Source organism: Leptospira sanjuanensis, assembly GCF_022267375.1.
GTDB classification, from domain to species: domain Bacteria; phylum Spirochaetota; class Leptospiria; order Leptospirales; family Leptospiraceae; genus Leptospira; species Leptospira sanjuanensis.
In genome coordinates this window covers 315,383-328,078 of record NZ_JAIZBH010000002.1, presented here as the reverse complement: position 1 = coordinate 328,078, position 12,696 = coordinate 315,383, and the positions used below count along the sequence as shown (strand labels likewise).

At 45.3% G+C, this 12,696-nt stretch carries 12 protein-coding genes; 7 read left to right on the top strand and 5 right to left on the bottom strand.

The features are described from left to right. Window positions 1-4: 4 nt before the first annotated feature. Window positions 5-1,237 carry a hypothetical protein gene (locus LFX17_RS19520; protein ID WP_238731858.1) on the bottom strand — a complete coding sequence of 411 codons (1,233 nt, stop codon included), beginning with the start codon at window positions 1,235-1,237 and terminating at the stop codon, window positions 5-7. 490 nt (window positions 1,238-1,727) lie between these two features. Between LFX17_RS19520 and LFX17_RS19515 the strand changes: the two genes are divergently transcribed. Genes LFX17_RS19515 through LFX17_RS19500 form a run of 4 tightly spaced genes read left to right on the top strand, consistent with a single transcriptional unit; the run spans window position 1,728 to window position 5,541 of the window. Further along, on the top strand, window positions 1,728-2,096 hold the full coding sequence (locus LFX17_RS19515) for a hypothetical protein (protein WP_238731857.1): 369 nt from the start codon (window positions 1,728-1,730) through the stop codon (window positions 2,094-2,096). Window positions 2,097-2,156: 60 nt separating this feature from the next. Further along, on the top strand, window positions 2,157-3,260 hold the full coding sequence (locus tag LFX17_RS19510) for an MBL fold metallo-hydrolase (RefSeq protein WP_238731856.1): 1,104 nt from the start codon (window positions 2,157-2,159) through the stop codon (window positions 3,258-3,260). Between the two features lie 24 nt (window positions 3,261-3,284). Then, on the top strand, window positions 3,285-4,091 hold the full coding sequence (locus tag LFX17_RS19505) for an SDR family NAD(P)-dependent oxidoreductase (protein WP_238748708.1): 807 nt from the start codon (window positions 3,285-3,287) through the stop codon (window positions 4,089-4,091). 19 nt (window positions 4,092-4,110) lie between these two features. Next, a complete protein-coding gene (locus LFX17_RS19500) occupies window positions 4,111-5,541 on the top strand; it encodes an MFS transporter (RefSeq protein ID WP_238748707.1) in 1,431 nt (476 codons plus the stop codon). Window positions 5,542-5,610: 69 nt separating this feature from the next. Here LFX17_RS19500 and LFX17_RS19495 read toward each other — a convergent pair whose 3' ends face one another. The 4 genes from LFX17_RS19495 to LFX17_RS19480 form a co-directional block, all read right to left on the bottom strand. Then, a complete protein-coding gene (locus LFX17_RS19495) occupies window positions 5,611-6,507 on the bottom strand; it encodes a tyrosine-type recombinase/integrase (protein WP_238731853.1) in 897 nt (298 codons plus the stop codon). Window positions 6,508-6,623: 116 nt separating this feature from the next. Then, window positions 6,624-7,163 carry a shikimate kinase gene (locus LFX17_RS19490; RefSeq protein ID WP_238748706.1) on the bottom strand — a complete coding sequence of 180 codons (540 nt, stop codon included), beginning with the start codon at window positions 7,161-7,163 and terminating at the stop codon, window positions 6,624-6,626. Beyond that, complete coding sequence (locus tag LFX17_RS19485) at window positions 7,160-8,011, bottom strand: HDOD domain-containing protein (protein ID WP_238748705.1); 852 nt, start codon at window positions 8,009-8,011, stop codon at window positions 7,160-7,162. The genes LFX17_RS19490 and LFX17_RS19485 overlap by 4 nt, the downstream gene beginning before the upstream one ends. A gap of 6 nt (window positions 8,012-8,017) precedes the next feature. Beyond that, window positions 8,018-8,524, bottom strand: a complete 507-nt coding sequence (locus LFX17_RS19480) for a chemotaxis protein CheD (RefSeq protein ID WP_135780092.1) — start codon at window positions 8,522-8,524, stop codon at window positions 8,018-8,020. A gap of 192 nt (window positions 8,525-8,716) precedes the next feature. On the opposite strand from LFX17_RS19480, the gene LFX17_RS19475 reads away from it, so the two are divergent. Genes LFX17_RS19475 through LFX17_RS19465 form a run of 3 tightly spaced genes read left to right on the top strand, consistent with a single transcriptional unit; the run spans window position 8,717 to window position 12,632 of the window. Continuing rightward, window positions 8,717-9,943, top strand: coding sequence for a TraB/GumN family protein (locus LFX17_RS19475; RefSeq protein ID WP_238731850.1), 1,227 nt, complete (start codon window positions 8,717-8,719; stop codon window positions 9,941-9,943). Next, window positions 9,940-12,066: a 7TM diverse intracellular signaling domain-containing protein gene (locus tag LFX17_RS19470; protein WP_406600722.1), complete on the top strand. Its 2,127-nt coding sequence runs from the start codon at window positions 9,940-9,942 to the stop codon at window positions 12,064-12,066. Before LFX17_RS19475 ends, LFX17_RS19470 begins: the two co-directional genes overlap by 4 nt. Continuing rightward, window positions 12,066-12,632 carry a CsgG/HfaB family protein gene (locus LFX17_RS19465; RefSeq protein ID WP_238731849.1) on the top strand — a complete coding sequence of 189 codons (567 nt, stop codon included), beginning with the start codon at window positions 12,066-12,068 and terminating at the stop codon, window positions 12,630-12,632. The genes LFX17_RS19470 and LFX17_RS19465 overlap by 1 nt, the downstream gene beginning before the upstream one ends. Window positions 12,633-12,696: the final 64 nt, after the last annotated feature.

Below are 12,696 nucleotides of genomic sequence, written 5' to 3'. Positions count from 1 at the left end.
ATCCTCAATATCGAAGCGTTGCTGCGATCGAAATTTGGGATCTTACGTCACGAGTTGATGGCAACGGTCCGAGCGCAGGCGCTCCCGAAAAATAAAAGCCCAGCAATGCGGAACTCATTGACGAACTCGAAGAAGACGAGCTCGAAAACATCGAACCGATTAACGTGAGCGGATTTGCCGTCTCTTTCACTTTCGAATCGGTAACCGTATGCGTTGCGTCCCAATATCCGTAAGAAAGATTTAAACCAAATAATTCAGTAAACTGATACGTATACCCGAATTGAAATCGATTTCCGACGAGTTCCGTTGTAGCGCCGCCCTTTACTTTTGTCGTAAACGGAATTAACAAAGGACTTGCAGAGCTTGATGATGAAGAACCGAATGCAGAGCCCAGGTTGACGAACGCTTTTACCTCTTCGGAGTATTTCCCGCTATTTGCTACGCTTTCAAAGTGTTCAACGCTAAAAAAGAATCTATGCTTTTCCTTAAGTTCAAGAGTATAACTTAATCCGATCACTCCGTTGACAAACGCTTCGTAATAATCGATTTTTCTTTGTGTTAAAAAGTCTATCGAGCTCAATTGAGAGGTTGTAGTAGCGCCCGAACTCGCTGTCGAGGAAAAACTGGAAGAATAAATGTTATAAGTAGAATTAAGCTGAGTAGAATTTCCATTCAATTCCAACCCGAATCTAAAACCGATATTTGAGAGGAATTTATTCGCATTGGCATGCCATGGAAGAATCTCACCGACATAGCCAATCCGAGCGGTTCTCAATTTATTGTTATCATAAATATAGTCGTCGAACAAAGTCGTAGTCATCCGGCTAGCGGTTGATCCGGATCCAAGAGCTAACGTTGATTTCTCATATTCAAAATTTTGGAAACCGTCCGTTTTTAGACCAGCGTACGAAACTAAAATATTACTTTTATAGATCCCGTTCTGAATTCCCATTCCCCAATCGAAACCCTTGCCCTTAAAATTTTGAGCACTTGGAAAGGACATGAAACTCGTTCCACCGAATGCCTTGTTCAACATCAAAGAATTCTGCGTTAGAATTGCATTCTTTGCCGTTGCTGAGTCGATATTATTATCGGTCACTCTAAAGAACATTTCAACGTTTCTTTCTTTCGATGAAGACGGAGCCGGTGATGGTGCATCTCCCTGATTTTGCGCGGCTATCTCCGTAACGCTTAGCGCAAATAAACATAATAAAATCAAATTCCCTTTTAAATTCATGCGAATCTCCCAAAAGTATGCTCACAATCGCGGATATTTTTCACGATAAAGTCTATCAAGGAATTCTTGACGATTCTAAATACAGTGAAACTTTGTAGCAAAAAATTCTTCAATTCGTTACGTTTGTTAATAATCAATCTTCACTTTGAAAAATATCTCGTTTGTGATATTCTATAGCCATAGAAATCACAAACGAAAGTAATGCAAGAGAAATTTAATTTAAAAACTGCGGCTCTTTTGTAAAAACCGAGATTTTTATTTTATAATTACCATTTAGCCGACTCTTGTCATTTGAGGAGACCCATTTGCAGATCCTATGTTTTTAGAAAGAAGTCTTCGTAGAACAGCTACTTTCGACAAACAATCGTTGCCAAAGTCCATTCTCCCCGGAAGATTGGACTGCCGTGAGCGGCACATTGCGCCCTCGGTCGCCTAGTCAGGCGGTTCTCGATCGGAGAACATACGACGATCAATAAGGAAACGCTGGTTTATGATTTCTTACACAGTCTATAAAATGGTTCACATCTTCGGAATTCTTCTCCTTTTTACCGCGCTCGGCGGGGTGACGCTTCACGTTCTCAACGGAGGAAATAAAGAATTCACCAATCGTAAAATCGTGGCAATCACGCACGGAATCGGAATGTTCTTCATCCTGTTAGGCGGATTCGGAATGCTTGCAAGGCTCGGAATTCTTTGGCCTTGGCCGGGTTGGGTGATCGCAAAGTTCGCGATCTGGCTCGCATACGGCGGACTTTTGACCGCGGTTTACAAAAAACCTTCTCTAGGAAAAGTGTTCTGGTTCGGCTTCCCGTTGCTCGGGCTCGTCGTTTCGTACATCGTTCTCTACAAACCGTTCTAAGATCGTTTGTATCGGCGAGGATTCGAATCTTATCATACTGATCAATCGAGGAAATTGAAGATGGCAAAGGCAACCGCAAACAAAACGACGTCCGCTTCCAAAACGAAAAAGGATTCTTCGATCAAGCCCATTCCGGACTTTGTCGGTTCCAGAGACCTTCCGCATCCTGTGGATCGCCTGGAAGACGTTCGAAAACGTTCCCGGAAATTTCGGGAGAAGATGTTATCCGGTTCGCAGGTTGTCTTTTACAGATCCTACGATCTCGTGCGGGTTCCATATCCGACGCGTTATGCGCTCTTGAACGCGTACAGCCTTCCGACTCCGTACATGCACATCCTCAATCGATTGTTCATCGTTCAATACAAAACTTCGGAAGGAATCAAAACGCTTTTGTTTTCTCCTTCCGACTTGGACGGGAATGCGGAAACCCCGTTCTTTAAACGGCTCGCAGAAAGTTTCGGTCCCTTTCAATCCATCGGCAAAAAGATCATCGCACCGATCTTAAACACGGTGGAAGAATGTCTCGAAGACGCGGGGATTTCTCCGGAAAAGGTGGATTATATTTCGTATGATCATCTTCATACGCAGGACATCCGCAAATGGCTCGGAGCAAACGGAGAAAAAGGATATTTCCCGAACGCGAAACTTCTTGTCATGAAACAGGAATGGGATTCCGTACAAGGACTTCTTCCTCCTCAATCGGATTGGTATTGTCCGAACGGAACGGGCGGAGTCGCGAGCGATCGTATCGTCGTTTTGGACGGAGACGTAGAACTCGGACAAGGGGTTGCGCTCATCCGAACTCCGGGTCATACCGCGGGAAATCATTCTTTGGTGGCTCATACTCCCGAAGGAATTTTCGTTTCGAGCGAAAACGGAGTGAGCGCGGACAGTTATTCTCCTTTGCATTCGAGAATTCCGGGCGTTCGTAAATACGCAAAGGCGACCGGAATGGAAGTGATTTTGAACGGAAACACTCTCGAAATCGGCTTGGAACAATATATCTCCATGGTTCAGGAAAAGGAAATGGCGGGAAAGTCCTCTCGGAATCCAAATTTCTACAACGTGATGCCTTCCTCGGAAATGACGAGCTATTGGCTTTTTCCCGGAACCGCGCCTACGTTCAGTTTCGGAAGACTTTCTTTCGGTTCTCCGGTCGTTTAATCTATAGTAAGGAAATAGAATATTATGATTTTAATGATTACCGGTTGTGCGGGCGGACTCGGAAAAGAGTTGGCGAAAGAGGCCTTTGCCGCTGGACATTCGATCTTGATCACGGACATCAATGAAAAAGAACTCAAAAAATTCGCTTCTCCTTGGAAAAACGAAAAGAACCGAGTCCTTGTTTCCAAACTCGACGTAACGTCGCCGAACGATTGGAAGAAGGTCATGGATCTCGCGTATAAAAAATGGGGGAAGATCGACGCGCTTTTAAACGTTGCCGGTTATCTTCTTCCCGGTTATATCTACGAGGTTCCTGCGGCTCATATCGATCGTCACATGGACATCAATGCAAAGGGCGTTATGTACGGAACAAGAGAGGCCGCGACAAGAATGGTGGCCTCGGGCGCCGGGCATATCGTAAACATCGCTTCTCTTGCGGGAGTCGCGCCTATCTCGGGAATCTCCTTGTATTCCACTTCCAAGTTTGCGGTCCGCGGATTTTCACTCGCGATCGCACAGGAACTAAAAGAAAAGAACGTATTCGTGACCGTTGTTTGCCCCGACGCGATCAAAACTCCGATGCTCGACCTGCAAAAGGATTACGAACAAGCTTCCATGACATTCTCCGGAGATAAGGTACTAACCGCGGAACAAGTGACCGGAATTATCCTCGGAAAAGTTCTGACCAAAAAGCCGCTGGAAGTTTTGATACCGGGAAGCAGAGGAATTCTTGCCAAGATCGGAAACGCTTTTCCTGCAACGGCGGGAATTCTCGGTCCGATGCTCAAACGCAAAGGTTTAAAGAAACAATCGACTTACGTCAAAGGATAGACTTTCGTTCGCAATTGCGATGATGCGCCCAAATTCAAAACCCATTCCCGTCCGAGTTATGGCGGGATATGCGACCGCCGAGATCGGAATCACAGCCGTTGAAGTTCTCGCTCAAATCTATTTACTCGAATTTTTCGTAACCGCGATCGGACTCAAACCCGCGTTAGCCGGCATCGCCCTGGCCGTAGCGGTTCTATGGGACGCGGTTTCCGATCCGCTGATGGGATATATCTCCGATCACAGTCGATCCAGATTCGGTAAACGGAGACCGTATATTTTGATCGGAGGGATTCTTTTAGGACTTTCCGTTTTTTTCATGTTTTCCCCTCCCGCATTGGATACGCAAACGGAGAAGTTTTTCTTTTTATTGGGAATCTATCTGCTCGTAAACACGTCGATGACGATTCTTGCTGTACCGCATATCGCTCTCGGCGGAGAAATGTCTTTCGAACCCCGAGAAAGAACAAGAATTTTCGGTTGGAGATTTTTCTTCAGCAACATCGGATTTATTCTCGTTCTGATTTTGCCTTCCGTTTATTCCGCCGTCTTCCCGACCTCGACTGAGACGGAAAGACTGTTGATCACGAGGAGCTATACCTCGATCACGATCGCCTGTATTTTGACGGCGACGGCGGTCCTGACGTTTATAGCGACGCGGGGAAGGGATCGGAACGACCCGATGCCGAATCAAAATTCGGTTTCGAAACGGAGAAGTCTTTCCTGGTCCCGTCAAATCACAAGCGTATTCAAAAATCGTTATTTTCTCCCGTTGTTACTCGCCTTTATCACCGCCACCTTCGGGAGGACGTTTAACTCTTCGATCGTAAATCTATATTACAAATATAGAATTCGTTTGACCGAAACGGAAATCGGTTTGGCGATCCTGCTTCCGTTCGTATTTTGTCTGATCCTTTCGATCCTGCTTTGGGTGTTTCTCGCGGGAAAGTTCGGGAAAAAAACTCCCGCGTTCTGGGGTGTGTTTCTCTTAGGATCGATGACTGTGGTCGTTTATCCTCTCTTCCCGGAAAGAGGGATTTTTCCGATCCTGTTCGCCGCCGTATTCGGAGGATTTTTTGCGGGTGCCGTATTGCTTTTCGATTCTCTCGTTGCGGACATCGTAGACTACGACGAACTCAAAACCGGAGAAAAACGGGAAGGTTGGTTTTTCGGTCTTTGGAAGATGGCCACAAAAATCGCAAGGGCGCTGGGACTCGGTCTCGGAGGGATTTTACTCGGCGCGATCGGATATCAAGAAGGATCGATCGAACAGATTCCGGAACTCGGATTTCGGCTTTCGATTCTATTCGGACCGGTTGTAGGAAGTTTTTTTCTTATCGGATCCTTTCTCTTTTTATTCATGCCTCTTACGAAAGAAAGACATGAACGGATCCAATCGCTTCTATTGAGAAAAAGGGCTTTGCGAACAATCGATCGATCGAATCGTTCGTAGGGGAACTCACTCTAATTTTTTTATTTGGAAACGGAGATTCGATTCATTCTTTTTTGAATCGTTATTTGCTCAGCCTGTTCTAAATTTCTTACGGATGTTTCGCAGAGCGTCCTGTCTCGATTTTTCCCGTACGGAAGCGCGAAGATTTTTCTTAACCGGAATATACGATTCGGTACTCGCCAAGGTTTTGTGACCGAGAAAATCCTTTACGTGATTCAGAGAAGAACCGTCCGCGATCAGATGCAAGGCTCGACTGTGTCTTAACGTAAAAACCGTGACCGGACTGGAAATCCCCGAACTTCTTCCGATTTCCGAAATGATTCGTTCCACGTTACGCGAAGTCGTATGCGATCCGGAAGTCTTTCCCGGAAACAGATAGGCGTTCGCTACGGTAAAAACTTCCTTCTCGTATTTTTTAATCAACATTCCTAGCTCCGCCGGAATCTCCACGGTTCTCGATTGGGAAAGAATCGGAGATTTGATCTGAATCGATCTTCGTTTTAAATCCAGATGCGTCCATCGAAGAGAGATCAATTCTCCCACACGAAGGCCTCCGAAATAAACCAAACCGCACATCAATTCGTGTTTCGCGTTGATAGATGCGGTTCTTAGAATATTCTGCATCTCTTTAAAAGTGATCGCGTTCGGATTATTGTATTCCCGCACGGGTCTTTGAAAATCGCGGAACAGATCCATCTTCATCACGTCTTCAAAGAACATTTTTAAGGAGCTGACGTTGATTTGAATCGTGGAGGAGGAGACCTTTCTCTTCCTTAAGTGATCCATATAACGGTTCAAGTCCTTGAGAGTGATCTTTTCCGCGGGCTTATCCGCAAAATGCAGAAAGTCTAAATTGTATTTTAGGTAAGTATAAGCCGTAGCTTTCTTGTAGTTTCTCTGCCGGATAATCTTGGTAAGTCTTTCGATCGAGTGTTTGTTCTTTTTTGGAACGTCCAATTCTGACATCTTTCTTCCCTGCTCATCCCGTTTTTAGGGCTCGTTAGTTGCCTTTATACGGTTTTATTATTGTTTTTCTAAAAGCTTTGAAAAAAGGGAACCAAATATTTCTAAAATGTGTCAATTCAATATTCGATTTTCTGCAGAATTCTGGAACAAACCTCTTCGACTTTCAAATCATCGATTTCTAAGTAATAGTCGGAAACGCTTTTGTAGTGGGGAAGCCGAGTTTCCAAAATGTTGCGGTAGGATGTAACGGCGCTTAAAGGAGGGCGGGTCGGATCGTTTTGAATCTTTTCCACGAGAGTTTCCGTGGATCGAGAAAGTCCGAAAACGAATGCAATCGATTTTAAAAGTTCAATTTTGCGGGTGCTGAGGATTTCTTTTCCTTTTGTATCCAAATCAAATAATATTCCCCCGCCACAATCCAGGATGATTCCGTTGGAAGTTTTTAATTTTTCTAATATTCGAAACTCTAAGTCTCGAAACGCTCTCCAGTCTCCATCATTCTTTTGAATGAAGTCGGGAATGGAAATTCCTCCGATTTCATACACGGCGATCATATCCGTGGAAACGACAGGCATCCCGGTCAGTTTGGAAAGTTTACGGGAGACTTTGGATTTTCCGACCCCCCTGGGGCCGATCAAAGCGAGGTTTTTTTTCAAGCCTGGATTAACTCACGGATATGTTTCTGTATTTCGGGAAGAACCGTATAATACATCTGCAAGTCAGAATCCGTAATTCCTAAAATCTGCAAAGCTTTATTGGAAATCGGATTCGACAATCCCGCGATGTCGATTCCTACACCGGCAGTAATGGTGATCGCATGAGCGACATGAATCACCGAAACCAATTCGGGAAATTCGGTTTCGTTTTCCGGCTTGCTGTAATGTTCCGCTACGTGAATCAATTCTTTCGGAAAATTCCATTTTGCTAACAGTTTCGCTCCGGCTTCTTCGTGGGAATATCCGAAATGTTTGCGTTCCAGTTCTTCAAAAGAAGAAGAATGAGCCTTTAATTCTTCCCTAAGATTTACGATCACCGCAGGGGAAAAATCCGCGAGAATCACCTTACCGATGTTATGCAGAAGTCCGCCGGTAAAAGCGAGATCGGAACCGACTTTGAGTTTCTTTTGTTCGCAGATTCGTTTGGAAAGTTCCGCAACGGTGAGAGAATGAATCCAGTTGTCATCCGCTTCGACCTGATATCCTTTCAGATCCTTCTTCATGATTCCTCTCGCGGCGGTAAGAAGAATGATGTCTTTTACCGTTTTGATTCCCAATGTCATCAGGGATTCCTGAACGGTTTTGATCGGTTTCGCGGCGCGATAGTATGCGGAGTTGGAAAGTTTGATCACTTCGGTCGTCAAACCAGGATCGTTCGAAATTTCTTTTGCGAGATCGGGAATCGCCACGTCCTGTTTTTGAACCATCTGCATCACTTTCGTGACCACGGATGAAATTCTCGGGAGCTGAGCGTCGTTTAAAAAGAGTTGGTCTATTTTTTCTTTCATCTTTTCTTACCTGACCTTGTAGAGGTACTTTTCAAACCCGCCCTTTTTTAAAAGGACACGGCCGTCGTCCAAATACAAGCTGATGGTTCTACCGTCGTTGCCTCCGACGTCTTCCACGATCAAAGGGATTTTATTTTGCTCTAAAATGGCTCTTGCGGTAAGAATGTTCTGTTCGCCGATGTTTTGCAGAAAGCTGGATTGAACTCCCTTGAACATCGAAGCTCCGCCGAATAAACGTACGGAATAATCGCCGGGATTACAACCCATCTCGCTCATCTTCTTAATCAAAAGTGGAATGGCGGTCTCTGCGTATTTATAAGGATTTTTCTGAGAGTCTTTTCCGCCCGGATCTTTGGAAAGCATGAAGTGCGCCATCGCTCCGATCTTTTTATCCGGAGCGTAAAAAACCACGCCGATACAGGAACCCAAAGTGGTTCTCAAAATTTCGGGAGATTGCGCCCCTTGCAGATCGGCGATGCCTACATTGACTACTTTCGTTCCTTTTGCCAACATTGTGTCCAGAATTCCCGGTGATAAATAGATCTAGTTCTCTAAGAAGTAACGAGACATTATTGGATCGTCTTCAATTCTTCAATACTTTTTTGAGACGTTCCGAAAGAAGAGAATCCCACTTCGGAAATCGATTTCAAAAAAGGGAGAATTTCATTTTACTCTCGGATCTCGGTTTCATACACTGCATTTGGAATGGCAAAATCATCACTCAAAGAAAAGACAAAACCCGAGCGTAAAAAAAACGTTCCCAGCTCGGAACCGATCGAAACGTTTAAACTCGGCAAGGTTCCCGTGACGATTCTCGGGACGGCGCATATCAGCCAAAAAAGCATCGACGAAGTACAAAGAATCATCCGGGAAGAAAAACCGGACACGGTCTGCGTAGAACTCTGCAACTCCAGAATGCGTTCCGTAAAGGACAGCGAACACTGGAAGAAACTGGATATATTCAAAGTTTTTAAAGAAAGAAAAATGTATCTTCTTCTTTCGAGTCTGATTCTTTCCGCGTTTCAAAAGAAACTCGGCAAGGGTTCCATCCGTCCCGGAGACGAGATGAGAATGGCGATTTCCGAAGGGGAGAAGATCGGCGCGAAGATCGTTCCGATCGACCGCGAAGTTTCCACGACTCTCAAACGCGCTTGGTGGAACATCGGGCTTTTCAATCGTATGTTTCTTCTTTCCGCGCTTTTGACTTCTCTCTTCGTAAAGGAAGATATTTCGGAAGAAAAAATCGAAGAGATGAAATCCGAAGACGTCCTCAAAGATCTGTTTTCTCAGCTTCCGAAACGTTACGAATCCATTAAGAACGTAATCATCGACGAACGCGATTCTTACTTGGCGCAAAGAATCCGCGACGCCGCCAAAGACGGGAAAAAGGTTTTTGCGGTCGTTGGCGCGGGGCATTTACAGGGAATCATGAACCACGTCCAGGACGAGAAGGAAATTGCACATCTCGACCATCTTCCTCAAAAAACCGCTTTGGATCGTTGGAAGGGGCTTTTGGTTCCCGGAATTTTTCTCGGTTTGATTCTAACCGTTTTTTATTTCGGAGGAAGACAACAAGGTCAGGAATTCGTTCTTCGTTGGATTTTAGTGAAAGGAGGCTTGGCCGCGTTAGGCGCTCTTATCTCGCTCGCCCATCCTCTTTCGATCGTTCTTGCGTTTTTAGCCGCTCCGATCGGAAACTTCAATCCCGTGATTAAACCGGGTTGGGTTGCGGCCTTATCCGAATCCTGGCTCCGCAAACCTTTGGTGGAAGACTTCGAAAGAATCGCGCAGGATTCCGAACACTGGAAAGGTTATTGGAAGAATAACGTGATCCGCATTTTTCTCGTGTTTATGCTTCCTCAGATCGGAAGCAGCATCGGAACCTTTATCGTCACCGCAGACTTATTCCGCGTCCTCAAGGGTCTTCTGTGATCTGCAAACTCCGGATCTTCAAAGTCTTTCTCGGATGGACTTTGTTTGTTTCCGGGGTTTTTTCCCTTCCCGCACAAACCTCCTCTTCCGAATTCGAACCGAGCGTAATCATGGAAGGCTTGGATCTTCAACCGTATCTCACGTATTACGAGGATCATTCGGGAAAACTTTCTCTTCCTGAAATTCAGAAAATCTTTCGATCCGGAAAATCCATTCCCTTGTTCAACAACAGCCTCGGTTATTCCGAAGCAGCGATTTGGATCCGTGTTCCCGTCGCCAATCGGGAGAAGGGCACACGAAACTGGGTTCTGGTTTTCACATACAGTTTGATCGATTCTCTTCAGTTGTATTCGGAACGAAACGGTTCTTTGCCATTGGTCATTTCCGGAGACGAACTTCCTTTTTCGTCCAGGCTCGCAGAACACCGGAATTTTCCGTTTCAACTCAGCGAACCTCCGCTTTCCAAAAACGACTATTACGTCCGCATCCAATCCAAGAGTTCGATCGTGGTTCCTTTGTTCGCGTATTCAAGAACCGAATTTCTGGAACAAACCGCCAAAGAGTATACGACCCTCGGTTTTTATTACGGAACGATGTTGGTCATGTTCGTATACAATCTCTTTCTTCTGTTGACTACTCGCGACAAAAGTTATCTCTTTTACAGTATATTCATTTTTTTTGATATTCTTTTCCAGTTGACCCTGAACGGTTTATCCTTTCAGTTTCTCTGGCCGAACAACCCCGAATGGGGGAACGTGAGCCTTCCGTTTTTTATGTTCTCCGCGTTTTTGGCGGCTTGTCTTTTCGGAAAATCCTTTTTGGAATCCTCGAAAATCACTCCGATCACGAACAAATTCTATTATCCGATCATGGGAATCTGCGCCTTCGGCTGCGTCGGCTCGCTTACGTTTTTCAGTTATACCTTCAGCGTGATTTCGAGCATTCTCGTATTGTTGATCGTTTTGATTCTGCTTTTGGTCAACAGTCTTCAGTGCGCCTGGAAGGGACATCGTCCCGCCCGATTCTTCTTAACTGCTTGGTCCGTTCTGATCCTAGGAAGTTTTTTATACGCGATGAAGGCGTTCGGAATTTTTCCGGATAATTTTTTCACGCAGTGGGGATTGCAGATCGGTTCCGCGATCGAAGTCGTGCTTCTTTCCTTAGGTCTCGCCGATCGGATCAAACAACTTTCGTTGAATCTGGAAACGCAGGCCGCCAATCTGAATATGCTCAAACAAAGACACGAACAATCCGCGGTTCAATATAAAAATCTCTACGAAGGAGAAGAGGATTTTCTCTTCGATCTCGACGCGAACGGGATCATTACGGGAAGCAACAAATCCATTTCCACCTTCTTAGGGTTCAAGCCGCAGGACGTTCTCGGGAAAAATTTTCTCGAACTGATGTACAACACCGGCGGACTCGAAGACGCATTCAAAAAATTGTATGTGATGGAACGAATGGAAGAATTGTCTTCCAGCGGAAAACCTGTGTATTTCCGCGCGGACTTCCTGCAGAAATACCTCAAGGAACCGAAGGAATTGCAGGTTCGTCTTCAAATTCTCGAACACGAATCGGGAAGGGAGATTTTGGGACGGGCCTTTGAACCCGATCAGGATCTTATGGGAAGATTTTTGGACGAGGAACGAATCGTATTTTCCATGAACAACTATCTTCAAAACGCGGAGTTGTTGAGTCAAAGATTGACGTTCAATCTTGTGCGTTTTACGGACCCGACCGTGACCCTTTCGATCCGCACCAGTCTTCGGGAAATGCTCATCAACGCGATCGAACACGGAAATCTGAATATTTCCAACGAAGACAAGGCAAAGTCCTTGAAAAACGGAAATTACTTTCAGTTCATTCTTGCACGTCAAAACGATCCGTATTATCGGGACAAAAAAATTCTCGTGGAATATTTTCTTTCCAGACAGAAAGTAGGTTACAGAATCACGGACGAAGGGAAGGGATTCAATCACGCGAGAATCGTCCGAAACGCTCTTGCAAAGACGGACGATAACACTCCCCTTCAAACAAGAGGAGTCGCCTACGCTCTTTCCACGTTCGACGTAGTTAAGTTCAATTCCACGGGAAACAGGGTGACCTTGGTCAAATACTTCTGATGAAACATTCTATTTTTATCATATTCCTAAGTTCGTTTTTGATCTTCGCTTGTGCGGGCAACGGAAGATCCGCGAGACACAACACGGCAAAACCGTTGAATACCGTTTTGGAAGAAACTTCTTCCGCTTTGAAAAAACAAATCCAAACCAACCGCGCGGCTTCTTTCCCTGATAAAAAGAACGCCCTCAAACTCGCGATCTTACCTTTATTAAACGAAAACGGAGCGCCGACCCTGCTCGGAAGCACGATTTCTTCTCAGCTTCTACCGCAGATGTCAGAGCCCGGAAAGCTGATTCTCGTGGAAAAATCGCAACTGGGCCGGCTCATCGACGAGCAAAGTTTTCAAAAATCGGGGCTGGTGCTCTCGGACAAAAGTTTGGAAATCGGGAAGTTATCGGGAGTGGATCTTTTGCTTTTAGGAACGGTTCAGTTCAACGATCAGACGTTTTTGCTTCAGCTTCGCGTTGTATCTCTTCAATCGGGAGAAATCCTCGCCTTATCCGAAGCCGTTTTCGATTCGGACGATACTCTTTACAATCAATATCGAATGATCCGCGAACACTAACCGGTCGGTGAGATCGATTCCGACTCGATCAATGAAAACAATTGCAAAGCTTTCTTTTCCGCAC

Bases quoted from the DNA above. Each gene is read 5' to 3' on its own strand.
- LFX17_RS19495 (WP_238731853.1), bottom strand. From the start codon at position 6,507: ATGTCAGAATTGGACGTTCCAAAAAAGAACAAACACTCGATCGAAAGA.
- LFX17_RS19465 (WP_238731849.1), top strand. From the start codon at position 12,066: ATGAAACATTCTATTTTTATCATATTCCTAAGTTCGTTTTTGATCTTC.
- LFX17_RS19520 (WP_238731858.1), bottom strand. From the start codon at position 1,237: ATGAATTTAAAAGGGAATTTGATTTTATTATGTTTATTTGCGCTAAGC.
- LFX17_RS19510 (WP_238731856.1), top strand. From the start codon at position 2,157: ATGGCAAAGGCAACCGCAAACAAAACGACGTCCGCTTCCAAAACGAAA.
- LFX17_RS19480 (WP_135780092.1), bottom strand. From the start codon at position 8,524: ATGTTGGCAAAAGGAACGAAAGTAGTCAATGTAGGCATCGCCGATCTG.
- LFX17_RS19505 (WP_238748708.1), top strand. From the start codon at position 3,285: ATGATTTTAATGATTACCGGTTGTGCGGGCGGACTCGGAAAAGAGTTG.
- LFX17_RS19475 (WP_238731850.1), top strand. From the start codon at position 8,717: ATGGCAAAATCATCACTCAAAGAAAAGACAAAACCCGAGCGTAAAAAA.
- LFX17_RS19485 (WP_238748705.1), bottom strand. From the start codon at position 8,011: ATGAAAGAAAAAATAGACCAACTCTTTTTAAACGACGCTCAGCTCCCG.
- LFX17_RS19515 (WP_238731857.1), top strand. From the start codon at position 1,728: ATGATTTCTTACACAGTCTATAAAATGGTTCACATCTTCGGAATTCTT.
- LFX17_RS19500 (WP_238748707.1), top strand. From the start codon at position 4,111: ATGATGCGCCCAAATTCAAAACCCATTCCCGTCCGAGTTATGGCGGGA.